Origin of the sequence: Streptoverticillium reticulum, from assembly GCF_047456005.1 — a bacterium.
GTDB lineage: Bacteria > Actinomycetota > Actinomycetes > Streptomycetales > Streptomycetaceae > Streptomyces > Streptomyces reticulum.
Map to the genome: position 1 here is coordinate 697,458 of NZ_CP179755.1, position 16,567 is coordinate 714,024.

15 protein-coding genes are annotated in these 16,567 nt (G+C 72.5%); 4 read left to right on the plus strand and 11 right to left on the minus strand.

Going from position 1 to position 16,567, the window contains the following annotated elements; all coding sequences use genetic code 11:
• The first annotated feature begins 193 nt into the window (after positions 1-193).
• Genes ACMATS_RS03120 through ACMATS_RS03130 form a run of 3 tightly spaced genes read left to right on the plus strand, consistent with a single transcriptional unit; the run spans position 194 to position 4,563 of the window.
• Positions 194-2,005 carry a hypothetical protein gene (locus ACMATS_RS03120; RefSeq protein ID WP_414166788.1) on the plus strand — a complete coding sequence of 604 codons (1,812 nt, stop codon included), beginning with the start codon at positions 194-196 and terminating at the stop codon, positions 2,003-2,005.
• Positions 2,006-2,057: 52 nt separating this feature from the next.
• A complete protein-coding gene (locus ACMATS_RS03125; RefSeq protein WP_414166789.1) occupies positions 2,058-2,894 on the plus strand; it encodes a T3SS effector HopA1 family protein in 837 nt (278 codons plus the stop codon).
• Positions 2,884-4,563 carry a hypothetical protein gene (locus ACMATS_RS03130; RefSeq protein WP_414166790.1) on the plus strand — a complete coding sequence of 560 codons (1,680 nt, stop codon included), beginning with the start codon at positions 2,884-2,886 and terminating at the stop codon, positions 4,561-4,563. Before ACMATS_RS03125 ends, ACMATS_RS03130 begins: the two co-directional genes overlap by 11 nt.
• A gap of 157 nt (positions 4,564-4,720) precedes the next feature.
• On the opposite strand, the gene ACMATS_RS03135 is transcribed toward ACMATS_RS03130, so the two are convergent.
• Both ACMATS_RS03135 and ACMATS_RS03140 read right to left on the minus strand, forming a co-directional pair.
• Positions 4,721-4,930 (minus strand): hypothetical protein, encoded by a 210-nt coding sequence (locus ACMATS_RS03135; RefSeq protein ID WP_414166791.1) that lies wholly within the window; start codon positions 4,928-4,930, stop codon positions 4,721-4,723.
• 117 nt (positions 4,931-5,047) lie between these two features.
• Positions 5,048-6,196 (minus strand): hypothetical protein, encoded by a 1,149-nt coding sequence (locus tag ACMATS_RS03140; RefSeq protein ID WP_414166793.1) that lies wholly within the window; start codon positions 6,194-6,196, stop codon positions 5,048-5,050.
• 223 nt (positions 6,197-6,419) lie between these two features.
• On the opposite strand from ACMATS_RS03140, the gene ACMATS_RS03145 reads away from it, so the two are divergent.
• Entirely contained in the window at positions 6,420-6,665 is a 246-nt protein-coding gene (locus ACMATS_RS03145; protein ID WP_414166794.1) for an NUDIX hydrolase, read from the plus strand.
• Here ACMATS_RS03145 and ACMATS_RS03150 read toward each other — a convergent pair.
• From ACMATS_RS03150 to ACMATS_RS03190, 9 genes are all read right to left on the minus strand, one after another.
• Positions 6,577-7,074: a cupin domain-containing protein gene (locus ACMATS_RS03150; protein WP_414166795.1), complete on the minus strand. Its 498-nt coding sequence runs from the start codon at positions 7,072-7,074 to the stop codon at positions 6,577-6,579. The genes ACMATS_RS03145 and ACMATS_RS03150 overlap by 89 nt on opposite strands.
• A gap of 303 nt (positions 7,075-7,377) precedes the next feature.
• Positions 7,378-8,538: a hypothetical protein gene (locus ACMATS_RS03155; RefSeq protein ID WP_391152210.1), complete on the minus strand. Its 1,161-nt coding sequence runs from the start codon at positions 8,536-8,538 to the stop codon at positions 7,378-7,380.
• 2 nt (positions 8,539-8,540) lie between these two features.
• Positions 8,541-10,418 carry an ATP-binding protein gene (locus ACMATS_RS03160; protein WP_414166796.1) on the minus strand — a complete coding sequence of 626 codons (1,878 nt, stop codon included), beginning with the start codon at positions 10,416-10,418 and terminating at the stop codon, positions 8,541-8,543.
• On the minus strand, positions 10,415-11,059 hold the full coding sequence (locus ACMATS_RS03165) for a DUF4255 domain-containing protein (RefSeq protein ID WP_390781620.1): 645 nt from the start codon (positions 11,057-11,059) through the stop codon (positions 10,415-10,417). The genes ACMATS_RS03160 and ACMATS_RS03165 overlap by 4 nt, the downstream gene beginning before the upstream one ends.
• Before the next feature lie 14 nt (positions 11,060-11,073).
• Positions 11,074-12,408 (minus strand): hypothetical protein, encoded by a 1,335-nt coding sequence (locus tag ACMATS_RS03170; protein WP_391152213.1) that lies wholly within the window; start codon positions 12,406-12,408, stop codon positions 11,074-11,076.
• Between the two features lie 50 nt (positions 12,409-12,458).
• Entirely contained in the window at positions 12,459-13,547 is a 1,089-nt protein-coding gene (locus ACMATS_RS03175; protein ID WP_414166797.1) for a discoidin domain-containing protein, read from the minus strand.
• A 1-nt stretch (position 13,548) separates the two neighbouring features.
• The gene (locus ACMATS_RS03180) at positions 13,549-14,148 is read right to left on the minus strand and encodes a phage tail protein (protein WP_391152219.1); all 600 of its coding nucleotides are present in this window, start codon (positions 14,146-14,148) and stop codon (positions 13,549-13,551) included.
• Positions 14,145-16,127: a putative baseplate assembly protein gene (locus tag ACMATS_RS03185; RefSeq protein WP_390781624.1), complete on the minus strand. Its 1,983-nt coding sequence runs from the start codon at positions 16,125-16,127 to the stop codon at positions 14,145-14,147. Before ACMATS_RS03185 ends, ACMATS_RS03180 begins: the two co-directional genes overlap by 4 nt.
• Positions 16,114-16,566, minus strand: coding sequence for a GPW/gp25 family protein (locus ACMATS_RS03190; protein ID WP_390781625.1), 453 nt, complete (start codon positions 16,564-16,566; stop codon positions 16,114-16,116). Before ACMATS_RS03190 ends, ACMATS_RS03185 begins: the two co-directional genes overlap by 14 nt.
• Between the last annotated feature and the right edge of the window lies 1 nt (position 16,567).

A 16,567-nucleotide genomic window follows, 5' to 3' on the forward strand; every position in this document is an offset into this window, starting at 1 on the left:
TAAAGTTGACTGTGTGTCAGTCGATGGTTGATACCCGTTCGCCGCTGAGCGGGGGGCGGGGGCGGCCCGTCGGCCGACCGGTCAACCTCTGTTCCGGAAGTGTCAACTTTCGGCTCTTCGGCGAGGCCGCGGGTACTGCGATCGTCGTGATCATCTGCAGTGAGAAGCGGTGGGGGTCCACGTGAAGTCAGCCATGCGTCCCTGTGCTCCCGAGCGTCCCCGGACCCCGGCCGACGGCCGCGGCCCGGCCCCCGCGCGTCGGCGACGCCGGCTGTACCTGGGAGACCGGCAGCAGGGCGGCGGGCGTCCCGAGCCGTACTACGTGGACGCGGTCATGCTGGCGCCCGGCATCGCCTGCACCGAGGAACCGCTGGAGTCGGTGACGGGTGGCACGGCGCAGCCGTACTGGCAGCGCCGGCACGACGGTGCGCCCGACACGTGGCTGACCACCAAGGCCCTGCAGAAGACCGTGCTGCCGGTCGCCGAGGCACTGCGCCGGGCCCGCGGGCGGGAGAAGGACCGCAGGCCCGCGGGCGGGCTGTCCTTCGCCGGGTACGCGGCGCAACTGGTGGACCAGTTGGGGCAGGTGCCCACCGGCAGGGCGCTGACGGGCGCGGTGCCCAAGCTGCTGCCCGTACCGACTCCCCCGGGCGGAGGGCACGACGGCGGTTTCCGGGAGCTCGATCCCGCGGGCGGACCGCCCCGGCCCGCCGGGGACATCCGGGTGCTGATCGCCAACGCGGGCCGCGACATACGCTCGACGGCCGTGGTGCCGCAGGACGCGGAGGCGGCGCGGGACGGCCGCGGCAGCTGCGCGGTCATCGGCCTGCCGTACGCCACCGTGCTCCAACTCGGCGGCGTCACCGATGCGTTCCTGTGGAGCCCGGTGGTGATGCTGGCGAGCCTGCTGTGCCACGCCACCCACATGCTGGCAGGGGCGTACGACACGTCCCCCGTCACGGTGCCACGGACACTGACGCCGGGCGCCTTCGGCACGTACGCGACCACGCGCAGCGCCGCCATCGCGCTGGGCGACGAAACGGCGCTGCGGCACGCGCTGCTGGGCGCCTCGGGCGTCTCCTTCCTCCATGCGGACAACTTCCTCCAGCTGCCGGCCTTCGAGGCCGCCTCGCGCACCGCGCGTGCCTTCCGCGACGCCCTGCCCGCGGAGGCGGCCGGCCTGGCGAAGACATACGACGAGACGGCCGTGACCCGCAACACGGTGTGGCGCCTCAACGAGGCGGCCGTCGCCCGGGAGTTCGGCTACAAGCCGCGCAAGAGCCACGAGCAGTCGGGGCAGCGGGACTATTCGCAGCGCACCCTGCTGGTCGAGCCGAGGGAACTGGTGAGGGACAAGAACCTGGTCGACAGCCCGTACTCGGCGTGGGTGAAGGGCAAGGTCGGCGCACCGCACGCGTTCTCCGGGCTGAAGGACTCCTGGGAGCGGTGGTGGGAGAGCGCGATGTACCTCGACTACCTCTTCTCCCCCGTCAAGGCCACGGTGAACGCCTTCACGGGCGGGGCCGTCCCGAGCGTCGTGGTGAACCCGGTGAAGAACCTGTACCGGCTGGCCAACGCCGGTCGCATGGTGGCCCATTACGCCGGTGCGGAGAAGCCCGCCGAGGTGGACAAGGCGCCGCTGCACGCCGCCGAGGAGACGCTCAACCGCCTGCCCGTCCGCTACGACGCGTACACGCAGGCCGTCGACACCACCTCGGTCGACCGGCTGCTGCAGGCCGTGCGGGACGTCAAGGACGCGCAGGCCGCCGTCGCGGGCGGGCTGCCGCCCGCGTACATGCGCGAGCAGCGTCTGCACACGCCGGGCGAGGCCGCCGGCTGGGCGGCGAAGAAGGTCGTGGTGCCGGCCGTGCTGGAGATGACACCGTACGTGAGCACGGCCGCGACGGGCCTGCGCATCGCCACGCCGCACGTGGTCGCGGCGGTGCCGCGCGAGCGGCGGGACGCGGCGCGCAGGTTCGTCAGAGAGGCGTACTTACGGAGTTGATGTTCCATCACTTCCCTTACGACCTATGCCTTATGACACCGAAAGGGCCTCCGTGACCCTCGACGTCCCTGTCCCCCACCGCTCCTCCACCCACCTGCTCGCGGCGCTGAGCGGCGTCGAGATCGCCGAGGACCGGCACGCCGCCTACGTCCTGGGGCACCGGATCACGGGCCGCTCGCCCGAGGAGTTCCGGGGCCGGCTCGCCGTCGCGCTCCACGCGCTCCTGCACGTCGGACACTCCGCGCCGGCGCTTCCTGCGGAACCGCCGCGTGCCGATCCCGCGTACGAGGCGGCCCTCTCCGGAGCCGTGCCGGACGACTGCCGGGTCGTACCGGACGCCTCGCCCGGCTGGGTTACGGCGTGCGGCTCGCGGGTGCAGAAGCCGGGCAGCGGCGAAATGCTGCGCGTGTACGTGCATCTCGCCGACCCGGCACTCGCACCGGCGGTCTGGGGCTCTGTCCTGCAGGCGTTGGAGGACAGAGCGGCTGTGTCCTTCACCGCCCGAGTCCTCGCGGAACCCGCCCGGTATCCGCGGCAGGATGCGTTGACGGTCCGGCTCTCCGCCGCGGACCGGCACGTCGCCGACGCCGTTGCAGCAGCCCTGCAGAGGCTGCCCGGGGTCGGTGTCTCGGTGTCCCGGTTCGCGGAGCCGCTCGGGGCGGGGGTGGCGGCGGCATGGGAACCCGCGGGGCCCCGGCCGGACTTCGGTCGGCACCGGGCGGGGGTGGTGGCGGAGGCGCTGGCGACGGCGCCCGTGGGTGCCGATCTGCCGCACGTCCTGGCGCGTGCGTGCCGCCGGGCGGACATCGACCCGACGGCTCTTGCGCGCAATCTGTCTTCACCGTCGATTGAACCGTCCCTCGAAAGGACCGGCGTCCGTGACGCATGAGTTGCTGCCGAAGCCGAAGAAGTCGTCCGCGGCGCGGGCGAGGACGGCTGCGCAGCCCCAGGCCGGCCCCGCCCCCGTGTCGGCGTCGCTGGCGGACCTGCAGCTGCGCCAGCTGGCCCGGGCCGCGGTGAAGAAGGAGCGGCACGAGGAGGAGCGGGAGCGCCGGCGTGCGGCCCGGTCGGCGCCGCGGCGTTGGGCCGACGCGCTGCTGGAGCGGGTGCGCCGGGGGCTGGGGATGGCGAATCCCGTGCGGGAGGCGGGCCCGCTGCCCGGCGGGGAGGCCGGGCGGATGCTCGCGCTGGACGACGCGCAGGCGGCCGACCCGGCGGCCGCGGTACGGGCGGGCCTGCTCAAGGCCGTGGCGGCGCAGGGCGGTGTGGAGGGCTACCGGGCGGCGACCGAGGTGCGTGTGGCCGGCTGGCGCACCGAGGCGCGTGAACGCGACCACGACAAGGGGTTGTTGGAGTACTTGCCGCCGGGGCTGCAGCCCCGGCGTGCCCGTATTGCGCGGCGCCGGCGCAAGGCGGACGTGGAGCATCTGGGCCGCCTCGCGGACCAGTTGACGGCGACGCTGCCGCAGCTGGACACGCTGACGGACGACGAGAAGGACTACGTGGCGGGTTCGTCCGTCGCAGCCGCCGCGCGGCAGGCGGTGGGTGCGGGGACGGGCCTCGACCTGGCGGGGCACTCCGTCGAGGCCGTCCGTGCGGCCGAACGCCTGCTGGCCAAGGCGGCGGGCGCCACGTCCGGGAAGGCGGAGGCTGCACAGGCCGTTGCCGTGCACGGAGCCGTCCGGGACTGGTTGCACGAGCGCGAGGCCCGGGCCTTCGCCGCGTCCCTGACCGGCTTGCCGGAGCAGGAGCTCGACGCGCAGGTGGAGCGGCTGGCGGGGGCACGGGATCCGCTGTCGCGGCGGCTGTGGGAGACGGCGGTGGGCTCCCGGGCCCAGCACGCCGCCGCGCGGTCCGGCGACGTCCAGGGGTTCCTGCTCAGTCATCAGGACCGCTTGGCGCGCAAGCGGGCCGCGATGCCGCTGCGGGTGTTCCACCGGGACAGGGAGAGCGAGAAGCTGAAGCGGCTGGAGGCCGAGGCCCTGTTCCTCGCCGGCCGGGACAACCTGCGCACGGTCTTCTCGCTGCAGTACCTGCTGCCGTTCACCGGTCCGCATGCGCTGGAGACCCAGCAGAAGCTGGCCACGGAGCTGCCGGACTTCCTGCGGGCCCGGATCGCCGACGTACACGGCTTCCATCCGGCGGAGGCGGAGCGGCTGGAGGAGTTGCTGTCGCGAGTGGAGGACGAGAAGCGCATCCGCACGGTGCGGGACATGATCCCGAGCCTGGGGCGGGACGGGGCGAACGCCCTGTTCCGGGAGGAGCAGGCGAAGCGCCTGGCACAGGCGGAGGAGTTCGAGCGGGCCGTGCGGAAGGCGGAGAAGGCCCGTACCCGTGGAGGCCTTCTGTCCCTCACCTCGTGCTTCGGCGGGGGCGTCCCGGACGACGAGTTCGACGCCTTCCGCAAGCAGGGGCGGGACCTGGCCAAGCAGGCGTCCGGTCTGGCAGCGGACTATGCGGCCTACGAGCGGGTGCTCAACACCCCTGCCTATGCGGGGCGGTTCGCCCCTGCCGAGCACGTCCACGTCTGGAAGGACCGGCTCGGGGTCGGCAACTGATCACGCACCGGCCGCGTGCGTTCCGGTCGTGGGCGATCGGCGGGGGCGCGTGACGTTCTCGACCACGGTTTCCCATGCCTGTTCCAGGTCCGGGCCGCGCCGTATGACGTCGAGAACGTCATCAAGGTCACGAGCGAAACGGCACGTTGCTGGAGGGCTACCGGACAGCCGGTTCGGGTGCAGGCCCCGGCTCCTGCATGGCCGTGAGCTTGCGGACGAAGATGATGGCGAAGGCGGCGGCCGCCGGGTTGGGCAGGTCCGAGACGGCCACCACGGCGGTGGACTGCTGAAGCGCATCGGCGGTCCCGGCCCTCTTCAAGGCAACGGCGGTGACGAAGGTGCCGGCCATCTGCAGCAGGCCGGCCACGTTGTACCGGGTGACTCCGGCAGCGGAAACCTCGAATTTCCGGACGCAGAATCGAGGGTTTCCGCTGTCGGAGGCAGTTGCTCCGGCACCGGACGGCTGTGGCGCCTGTGCCGGGACTCACCCCACGCCATACGCTTCCGACGCCGCCGGCTGCTTCCACGTCCCGTCCGCCAAGGCCGCCAGGACACGACGCTTGATCTCGGCGCGCTGCGGGCTGGTGACAAGCGAGCCGGGCAGAAAGCCATCGTGCGTTTCATGGGGCCGCAGCACGGCGCGGACGTAGGCGTACTCGGACGGGTGCCCCTCGATGAGCAGCTGGCCGGCTGCGGCCTTGGCTTCGGCCGAAGCGATGGCGTGGGGGCTTTCGCGTCCCCGTTCGCGCAGCGCCTGGGTGATCTGACGGACGTACCGCTTGTACTCAAGACGCCGCTGCTGGATGGCCGCGAGGAATCGGCGGGCGTTGAGCACTGCCATCGCTTCCTCCATGGGGAGGGCGTAGAAGTCGTCCGGGAGGGTTCCCAACCCATGAGGAGTTTCCACGCGCGCTCGCTCTGCGGTCCTCTCCCCGAGTTCTCTCAGAGCGTTCTCCCACCGTCCCAGCATCAGGGGATGGCGCAGCGCCATGTTGCGTTCTTCTTGGTCCTTGGCGTCGTCGGCAGCAGCGAGCCGTACGGCAGCGTCATCGGCACCGAGCAGCGCTTCGGCCTCCGGAGTGTGCGGCGCGGTGATCTCGCCTTGCTCACAGGCATACTTGATCTGCTCGTGCACGTTCCGGAACGAGGGACTCTCGACTTTGTCGCGGACGTTCCGGCGGGCGCGCTCCTGCTGAAGAAGCTCTGCGTACTCACCCGGGAACGCCTTCCGTAACCAGCCCAGAGCGGTGAGGTGGGAATTCGTTCCGCTCTTTCGTTCCGCGCTGTTGTTGAAATCGTTGCTGCGCAACTTCTTGGCCAGCACACCGGCCTCGTGCGCGCGGTTGCGGACACGGCGCAGCCGGTGCTCGGTGGGTTCCAGACGAGGGTCACGGGTGTAGCGCATCCGTTCGACGGCGACCTGGAGTTCTCCGCAGGCGCAGAGCAGAGCGTCCTGCCAGTCCAGTCGCCACTCTGCCTTGCGCAACAGGCGACGGGTGCGTTGCGGGAGGTAGCCGTTGGTGGCCTCCGCAACGGCTACTGTGACGAGGTTGTCGAAACTGTCGGTGATCAGCGGTACAAGCTCGTCCGTCAGCACGTGCTCGACGTCGGCAAGCCTCAGCCTCTCCCCCATACCAGCCTTCCTTCGACACGTCTTGAACCCGGCGCGGCTGCACCGCCACCGCCCTCCAGCCAAAGCAGCCTATCGAGAAGGACATTGGACCGGGGCGTAACAGCTTCACGGACTGAACACCCCACCACGCCCGGGCTCCTGGCCGACCTGATCCGCGCTGCCGTGCGCGACGGCATCGGCAAGACCGTCGTCGGCGCCGTCATCGCCGACCCCGACCGGCAGAGTGCTGCTCCTGCACCGGTCGGCCGACGACTACCTCAGCGGGCTGTGGGAGCTGCCCTCCGGTGGTGTCGCTCCGGACGAGATCCTGCTGGATGCCCTGCGGCGTGAAGTCGCCGAGGAGACCGGCCTGATCGTTCAGGGCCTCCGCAACCTCGCGGTCAGTTCCCTCCCTGGCCCTTGGCGCTCTTGTCGCACTTCGTCAGGTCGGTCTCTGCGAGCGGCTTGCCCTCGGGCGTCACATAGGTGACCCAGAGCACGACGTCCTCGGTGCCGTTGTTGACCCCTTGGTGCACGTAACCGCTGCCCTCGATCACCGAGTCCCCGGCCTTGTACGTGTGAGTACCGCCCGACTGCATTTCATGGGTCAGCTCGCCCTGCTTCACCACGGCGACCAGGTTGCCGTAGTGGCAGTGCCACCCCGTGCCCGATCCCGGGGGAATGGTGATTTTGCGGAAGTTCACCTGCGCAGGGCCGTCCACCTCCACCTTCACGGGGTCGTCCTGCCGCCCGGCGGCGTGCTCCTCCACGACGACTTCCGCTTTCGGCTGCGCGCCTGTGACCCGCCCGTCCGCGCTCGCCAGTGAGGAACCTGTCAGCCCGATCGCTATCGCCCCTGCGGCAATCCCGCAAATCCGTCCACTGCGCCAGTTGTGCATGATCCCGCCAATCCCTGGACATGTGACCTGATTTCCAGGCTAGGGAGCATCTGCACGCCGCGACCATCGCCAAAAGTTGCATGCCACGACTTCCATTGGCTCAACTTCCTGCTGCTGCCGACCTAAAGACCCAGCAAGACCGGTCCGTCCGGAACCCCGTCGGCGATCAGCGCCGCCAATGGTGAGGCGGCACAGCAGAATGCGGTCGTCCTCGTCGAGGACGACCGCTCTGACGGAGTGGCGCAGGTTCGGCGACGGCACCCGGGCAGGCTGTCCGCCGCCGATCCCTCAAATGATCACTTGCTACTTGCCACTGGCCTTCGCCGCGAACCACGCCGCGGCGTCCGGGTGGAGGCGGTGGCGCGGAGTGTTGCCCGGTACGGGGTCGTGGTAGGCCGCGTAGGCCTCGGCGAACCACTCGTCCGCGGAGGAGAACTGGTACGGCGAGACGATGTGGTCGCGGGCCGAGGCCAGGTAGCTGCACCAGGAGCCGTACTGGTCGAGTTGGTAGACGCGCCCGTCGCGGGTGAGGCGGGATGCGCCGCCGTCGGGGAGCATCCACGGCTGAGCGGTCGCGAACTTCAGGTCCTTGGCCAGCTGTCGGAGGCCGTCCCGGCCCACGTTCCCTGCCGCTTCGGGCCAGTCACGGGTGAAGTCGGCGGCCAGGGTGTCGCTCAGGGCCACGTTGCCGTCGGCATCGGGTGCGATGCGCTTGGCCAGCCATCCGCAGACGTCCTCGTCGGTGATGCCGTGGGGGGCGAGGAAGGCGCGGGCGACTGCCCGGCATCCATAGGAACCCGCATATGCCTGCCAGCCGCCGAATTCGGGCTTGTCCGCTTCGGAAAAAGCCCACCGGTGGCGCTGGTCGACGCTGTGGCCGATCTCGTGGCGCAGGGTCCAGCCGAGCAGACTGCCGTGGGCCAGAGCGCCGCCGCCCATCACCTGGCGCCGGCTGCGCGAGCAGCCCATGACCGAGCACCGCTGGCCTACGCTCAGGCCCTCGTAGCCGACGGCCGCGCCGAGGTCCATCAGACGGCGCTGCCAGCCGGAGCCCTTCTGGAGGCGGGTGTAGATCCAGGCGGGCATGCCGGCGGGGTGCTGGATGTGGACCTGGCTGGTCTCGGAGTCGTAGAGGCTGACCATGCCACCCTGGCCGCCGCCGCGCACGATGCCGCGCAGAGAGCCGCTGTCGTTGTTGAGGTCGTTCGCAGGGAGGGCACTCAACACCTTGTCCAGCTTGTTGAGTTCGGAGTGGCTGAAGTGCTGACCGCCACCGTCGCCGGGGCCGAGGGTGACGCCGAGCCTGGCGCCCAGTTCGCGCTCCCGGCGCTTCGCGCCCCGGTTCCACAGCAGTCCGGGCAGTCCCCGGCCGCCGGTGCCGAAGCGGTCGGCGTGCTGCGGGCGCGGTGCGTCGGGCCGCGCGGTGAACTTCGGAGCGGGACGCTGCAGGTGTTCCTGTTCCACCGTCAGGTGCCTATCTGTGGGGAGCCGTCGAAGAGGCGGCCCAGCTTGCGATATTCGGTCTCGACCCCGTCGAGGAGGTCGGAGAGGGTGACCTCGCGGTCGTGCGCGGCCGCGGCGAAGGCGGCCGTCTCGACGCTGGCGCGGATGCTGCCGCCGGCCAGGTCGTAGGCGCGGGCGAGGGCGTCGAGAGGGGCGTTCTCGGGGGCCGCCGGGCCCAGGAACGTGCGCCACAGCCGGGCGCGGACCTGGGGGCCGGGGCTGTCGAACTCGACGACCTCGTCGAAGCGGCGGGTGAAGGCGGTGTCGATGTTGGAGCGGAGGTTGGTGGTGAGGACGGCGAGGCCGTCGAAGGCCTCCAGGCGCTGCAGGAGGTAGCCGCTCTGCATGTTGGCGTGGCGGTCGTTGGCGCCGCGCACCTCACCCCGTTTGGCGAACATCGAGTCGGCCTCGTCGAAGAGGACGACGGCGTCCAGGGTTTCGGCGGCGGCGAAGATGCGCTCCAGGTTCTTCTCGGTCTCGCCGATGTACTTCGAGACGACCGACGGCAGGCTCACGATGTAGAGGTCCAGCCCGAGTTCACCGGCGACGGCCTCGGCGGCCATGGTCTTGCCGGTGCCGGACTCCCCCGCGAAGAGGGCCGCCGTGCCGCGCCCGCGGCCGCCGCCGCGGCGCAGACGCCAGCCGTCCAGGACCGCGTCACGGTGGCGCACGCGGGCGACCAGCATCTCCAGGCGGGTGCGCACGGGCGTGGACAGGACGAGATCGGTCCAGCCCACCTGTGGGGTCACCCGGCGGGCCAGGCGGCCGAGTTCGGCGGCGGCGCGGTCCCGGGCCGCCGTACGCACGGTCTCCGGGGGGACGGTGGTCGAGCGCAGGGCCGCGCTGCGGTGGAGGCGTTCGACCGCCGTCAGCGCGGCCGGGCAGAGGCGTTCGGCGGGCGGGTCGACGGGCCGCAGGTCGGTCTCGGCGGGCAGCAGCGGCGTTTCCCATCCGCAGGCCGTCCACTCCTGCCCGCCGTACAGCAGCAAGGGCACCGGTTCCTCGTCGAGGCGGGCCACGACGCGCCGCAGCACCTCCGTGTTCTCCGGAGCGTCAGAAACGGGGACGAGGAAGCCGGCACCGAGCAGCCGGCCCTCCAGGGCGATGCTCTCCGCGAGCCTGCCGGGCGGGAGTTCGGCTGCGGCCAGGGCGTCGGGGTCCAGCAGCAGGGGAACGCGGCCGACGGCGGCCAGGGCGGCGCGCCCGGTGGGCAGGGCCTCGCCGGCGATGCCCTGGCGGAGGTAGTGGGCTCGGTGCGGCTCGGCCTCCAGCCGGGCGGCCAGCCGGGCCGTCGCGTCCGGGTCCGGGGCTGCCGGTCCGTCGGGCAGGAGGTGCAGCCAGCGGCCGCCCCCGTGGACGCCGTCGCGGTCGCCGGAGAGGAATCCCAGCACCCGGTCGGGGGCGTACGGGACGCGGTCGGGGAAGGCGGCTTCGGGGTTCTCGTACGCGATCAGGCCGGCGGCCGACAGGCGCGACCCCTCGCGGAAGAGGCCGCGGGTGACGGCGTCCGGGACGGTGATGCCGTGGACGGCCAGGACGACGGCGACCGTCGGCCGGGATCCTGCCAGGCCGCTCAGAGCGCGGAAGGCCGCGCCGCACACGGGGTTGAGGTCGGGCAGCAGGCAGGTGACCAGGAGGTCGGCCTCCTGTCCGGTCAGGGCGAACTCGGTCATCAGGCGGGCCAGCGGGTCGCCTTCTGCCGCGAGACGGCCGAGTTCGTCGGCGTCCGGCAGGGCGGGAGACTCCTCCGGTTCACTGCCGGTCTCGTACTCCTCGCGCTCCAGGTAGAGACGGCGCAGCCGTTCCTCCGCCATGGCCAAGCGCTGTGCGAACAGGTTCACCGGACCTCCTCCACGCGGCGCCGCGGGCGCGCGGACCGGGGCGCCGGGTCGTCCTCGGGGCGGGCCGGAAGGCGGCCCGTGCGCAGGGCGAGGCCGTGCACGGGCGCGGGGCCGGTGCCGATGGGCTCGCGCTCCAGCGGGACGGTGACGACGAGGTCGAGCCCGGGGCGGGCCGGGGTGCCCAGGGAGGACCAGACGCGCGAGGCAGGCGTCTCGCTGCTCTCCCCGCCGGTGGCGCGCACCCGCAGGCCGAGGCGGTCCGGCTGGGGGCCGAATCCGTCCTGGGGCAGGGCGAGTTCCTCGGTGACGGCGCACCACTCCAGCAGCCGTCCCAGCAGGCGGTGTTCGTCGGCGACGGTCTGCGCCCACACGGTGACGAGGTAGGAGAGGACGAAGTAGCGGGGCGGGCGGCGGTAGCCGATGACCGTCCCCTCTTCGTCGACGACGCCGATCCGGCCCGTCTGGGTGCGCTGGGCGTCCTCCTCGACGGAGTGGAGGAAGACGTTGACGCAGGGGCCGCTGCGGCGGGCGGACCATTCCGATCCGGGGGTGTCGAAGGTGACGGGTATCCGGGACCCGCTGAGCGGCCCCCGGCCCAGTCCTTCCTTGAGGGCGTCGTCGACGCGCTGGACAACACTCACTTGCCTTGCTCCGTTCATGCGGGCTTGAGGGGCGGCGGGGAGTTGAAGGGACCCTTGGTGGGCACGAGGATTCCGGCGAGCTGGGCCGTGACGGTGCAGGTGGTGGGCTGCGGCTGAGAGGGGGCGCCGCTCGCCGACGGCCCGGCGGAGGGCTGCGGAGACGGAGCACCGGCGGCGGTGACGGGGCATTCCACGGTGAGCTTGACGGACTTGCCCTCGGGGACGGTGTAGGGCGGCTCTTTCCACTCGTGCTGGTATCCCTGGGCCATCGTGCCGTTGGCGAACGTCCCCTGGTGCGCGGTGAGTTTCCAGGTGCCGTTGGCCGGTCCGCCGACGGTGACGGAGACGCTGGCGAGCCGCAGTTCGTAGCCCTTGGGGACCGTGTACTGGTCCGACTTGGTGCCCCGCTCGGCCGTCACGCTCAGGGGCCGTTGCAGACTCTTCTGCTTGGGCGCCTTGTCCTCCTCCTTCTTCTTCTCCTCCGCCTCCTTCTCCTTGTCCTGCTTCTCCTGCTCCTGCTTCTGCGCCTTCTCCTTGTCCTTCTCGCTCTGTTCCTGCTGCTTCTGCTGGGAGGGCCCGGGCAGGGACTGGGTCTTGGGCGTGGCCTTGCCTCCCACCGGGGAGAGCCACAGGGCGACGCCGGCCACGGCCGCGGCGGCCAGGAGGGCGAGGCCCTTGACGGCCTTCTTGGTGAGGAAGGGCAGGCGTTCGTAGGTGAACTCGAGTTCCTGCTCGGCCTGCGCGTCCCACTCGACCCGCAGGCGCAGGGCGCAGGCCTCGGTCCCGCCCAGCAGGGTGGGCTTGGTGTTGTTCAGGTCGATGCCGATGCGGGCCCGCTCCCCCGGGTCCAGTTCGACCCGGGCGCGGCGGGTACGGACGCGTACGGGCGCGGTGTCCTCCTGGGGGGCGCACCGGATCCGGATGTGTGCGGGGGCGTTGCCGGCGTTGCGCAGAGTGACGAACTGGGCCGCGCTGAAGCGGCCTTTGACCGTCTTGCGGGCGAGCTTGGCCTCCACGTCGAAGAACTCGCCCACGGCCAGTGCGGCTTCGGGTACGGCGATGCGGCCGGGGTCCTCCGAGGAGACGACCTTGACGGCGAACGGCAGGGGTCCGGGGGTCAGTTGGCCGCTGCGGGGCGGGGCGAGGGGAATGGTGATCTGCTCGCTGGTGCCGGGGAAGACGACGACGCGGCCCAGGCGCCGGGTGTCCCAGTCGCCGGGGTCGCCGAGGAGTTCCAGGTCGTAGGCGTCGACGATGTGGCCGTCGTTGCAGACGAGGAGGTCGGCCGAGGTCCGCTCGCCGGGTGCGACCGAGTCGCCGGGGACGATCAGTTCGGCCCGCAGGCTCATGTGTGCTCTTCCTCCTTCCGTCTTTCATCGGATGTGTTCCGTTGTCCGCCTCATCCCTTGCGGGTGAAGAACTGCACTTCCGCCAGCCCGACCGGCGCCTTGGCGCCGGCGGCGTCGTCGACCCGTACGTCCTCGATCTGCAGCCGCACCGCCCGCACGTCGTCCACGCCCCAGCCGAAGGTCTGCGGGCCCGGCTGGTCCGCGAGGGTGATGTCCTTGACGAAGGCCCGGTCGTCCGCGGTGATCGCCACGGCCTTGAGGCGGTGCGGCCGGCCGGCCGCGAGGTAGTCCTTGGGCTGCTGGGACACGCCGTTGAGGATGACCAGCGAGGTGAGGCGGAAGGGCTGGCCGAAGTCCGCCTCCCACCACTGCCCGCGCGCGTCCGCGCCCGAATTCTTCGGCGCCCAGGCACGGTTGTTGACGCCGTCCGCGGCACAGCGGGCGGCGAAGCCGTCGCGTTCGCTGGACGCCGAGACGGTGTCGGGCACCACGGCGGTCTTCGCCGCGAACCTGTCCTGGACGCGTCCGGCGGCGGTGACCGCAGGGCCGGCCAGCCACGGTCCGCCTCCGGCGAGGACGACGACCAGGCCCACGCCGCCGGCACCGGCGAGCACGTACCAGGAGCGGTTGCGGTGCCAGACGGCGGGGCGTTCGCGGATGCGGGTGCGGGCGTCCTCGACGATCCGGCGCCACCACGGGAGGTGTTCGGGTTCCGGAGGCGGGCGCAGCAGTTCGCCGCAGTGCCGGCAGAAGTGCCGTTCCTGCGGGTTGTCGCGGCCACAGCCGGGGGACGGGCAGGCCAGCGGGGGCGTGCCGGTGTCCCTGGTGTCCTTGACGGCGAAGAGCCTGAGCGTCTGTTCGGCCCGGGGTTCGTCGCCGGGGGGCAGGAGCGTGGTGGGGCGGTGGTCCCGTGCGGGCCGGGGGGCGCGGGGTTCCTGCTCGTCCTGGCGGCGGTGCCGCGGGGTGCGCTGCCGGGGTACGGGCGGCAGGACCTGGGTGGCGTCCGGCGGTTCGGCGGGGGTGGCCGTCCAGTCCAGGTACGCCCCGCAGGCACCGCAGAAGACCTCTCCACGGCCCACGGGGCTCTCGCAGCCGGGGCACGGCTCCCGGACGCCGGGCGTGTGCGCGTGGCGTGCCATGTCACCTCACGTCCGGGTGCGGCGGGCCGGGCGGGCCCGCCGGCCGGGGGTCCGCGACGTCGATCGTCGCGTGGGCGTGGGCGGGCAGCCAGTCGCGCACCACGTGCACGACGTCCTGCGCCGGCATGCCGGCGGGCGGGGTGACGCGTACCCGGACGCGGGGCGGTTCGTGGTCCTCGGCGGTGTCGTCGGGCCACGGCCCGTACCGGGTGCCACCGGTCTCGGCGATCTCCACGTGGCCGCACAGGACATGACGGACCATCAGTTCCAGACCGGTGCGGGTGCCGCGCAGGCCCTGCAGCCGGACGCCCGCGGCCAGGGCGTAGCGGCGCCCCGCTTCGGGGACGGAGGCGGGCAGGTCGGCGCCGGTCCAGTCGAGCATCCAGTCCAGGAAGTCGGCGGGGGCGGTGCCGGGGGCGGTGTAGGCGTCCAGGCAGTCCAGCGTTTCGAGGACCGGGGAGAGGACGTCGTCGAAGCCGGAGACGAACCGGTCGGCGAAGTCCCCCTGCCGGTAGACCGCGGGCAGGGCGGCCAGCAGCGACCGGTACGCGGGGGTGTCCGCGGAGCGGTCCGGGCCCGGGCGCCGGCTCGTGGGCGTCATGCCGTCCCCCCGCTGCGCGGCCCGTGCGTGCGCTGCCGTGCGGGGGCCACGGCGACCTGGTGCCGGTAGGACAGGAACAGGGCCGTGGGGTCCAGTTCGATGCGCTGGGCGGCGGCCGAGCGCTCGCCCGTGGCGAGGTCGGCGGGGTACATCTCCAGTTTCTCGACGGCGTCGACGCCCTCCACCGCGGCGACGGCGGCGTGCAGTTCGCTCGATCGCAGGGTGCGGCCGAGGGGCCGGCCGGGACTGCCGTCGGGGCCCGGGAGAGGGCTGAGGAAGGCGTGCAGGACGTCGAGCACCCGGGCCCGCACCCGCTCGGGGTCCTCGCCGGGCGCGGCCTCGACACCGGCGACGACCGTGACGCCCTGGTAGGACGGGCCGCTGACCGCGACCCGGGTGCCCAGGGGGCGGCGCACGTCGATGGCCTGGGCGACGGCGGCGAGCAGGGCCTGTGAGGGCACGGCCGTGCGCCAGTCGTTCTCCAGGGCCTCGGCGGGCACGTCGGGGACGACCAGTACGCGGACGGGGCCGTGTCCGTGCTCGCCGAGGGTCTCCACGCACTCGATACGCCCGGCCTCGCGGCAGGCGCCGCGCGCGATGACCGCGTAGTCGCGGGCGGTGACGGCGCGCCGTTGGGTGCGCAGCCACTGGGCGGCGCGGAGTTTGACGCCCTCGACGGTCTCTGCGTCGACGCCGCCGCTCGCCGGTGCGCGGTTGGCGGCGCGGGCGACGGCGGCCAGCGGGGTGCGCAGCACGCTGAGCGTTCCGGCGGCGACGTTGCCGGCGCGTCCGCCGCCCCTGCGGTACTCGGCGGCGCTGATGCGGGCGCCTGGCTCGGGGACGGCGCCGAACTGGCGGACGGTGCCGTCGGGTTCGCGGACGGCGGGGCCGAAGCGGACCTCGCCGGCGACCTCGTCGACGGTGACGTGGCGGTCGGCGGGACCGGAGTCGGCGAAGGAGCCGACGACGGTCCAGCTGTGGCGGCCGGTCGGACCGTCGGTGAGGACGGTGCGCAGGGATCCGGCGGCGACGGGGCTCTGTTCGACGGGCAGCACCTGACCGGGCGTGCCGTCGGAGGTTCCCAGGTCCTCGCCGCGGACGATCTCGCCGTGGGTGGCGGAGGTGGTGCCGCCGATGGTGAAGGCCTCGATGCGGCTGATCCTGGGCGAGGCGGAGTAGCCGGGCTGTCCCGGTTCGCTCTCCACGACGCGGCAGCGCAGCCAGCCGGCGCGGCGGCGGCCGATGAGGGAGGGCGTGTGGCCCTCGGGGAGGTGGAGGACCACTTCGCCCGGGCGGTTGAGGCCGCCGGTGGTGTCGTGGTCCACCACGCAGGGCTGCCACTGCTCGCCGCACCAGGCCTCCCACACCAGCGGGGGGCGGCTCGGGTCGACGCCCACGCCTTCCAGGGCGCAGTCCACGCGCAGGGCCACGGCGCACCGGGGTGCCGCCTCGCTCAGGCCGATCAGCAGACTGTCGCCGACGGCGGGTTGCTGCGCGAAGCAGGTGACGGGGTCGCCGGCGGCGAAGCGTTCGGTGACGACGACTGCGGCGTGGCCCGGTTCGCTGGTGGCGATGTGCCGGAACGCACTGGACACGATGTGCAGTTCGCGGTCGACGGTGAACACGCACGCCTGGCCGCTGCCGGTGCGCGGGGTGGCGACCTCCGCGCCGACGGGCACGGTGACGGCCGTCTCCTGGGGCGCGGCCAGCCAGAACGTCACGTCCGCCCGCGCCGCCCGATGTGGCGTCAGCTTCAGGTCGAGCATGTCGAGGAATCCCAGGTGCACCTTCTCGGGCACCCGGTTGAGGCGGTACACCAGCTGGTCCACCATCTGCGCGAAGGCTTCGACGAGGGCGACGCCCGGATCGGAGACGTTGTGGTCGGTCCACTCCGGGCAGCGCCGCTGGATGAAGCGCTTGGCGTCGTCGACCAGGTCCTGGAAACGCCGGTCGTCGAGGTGGGGGCTAGGCAGGGGCATCGGTGCCTTCCTGGAGGGAGGTGGCCGTGCCGTGGTCCGCGCCGTGACGGGCGGGGATCACGTAGTACGGGAAGACGAGGTTGCGGCGGCTGTTGGTGTGGGACAGGTGGTAGGCGAGGTGGACACGCAGCACCTCGGGCTCGGCGGGGTCCTGCGTGACCTCGACGTCGTCGACGACGATGCGCGGCTCCCAGCGGTCGAGCGCCCGGCGCACCTCGTGGGCGACCGCGCCCATGGCGGAGGCGTCGACGGAGCCGAAGACGTGGTCGCGGATGGCGCAGCCGAACTCGGGCCGCATGGGCCGCTCCCCGGGGTCGGTGCCCAGGACGAGGCGGATGGCCTGCCGGATCTCCTCGTCGCCGTCGACCATGCCGACCCCGCCGGAGGGGCCGACGCCGAGCGGGAAGGCCCAGCCCCGTCCGATGAAGGCGTCGCTCATC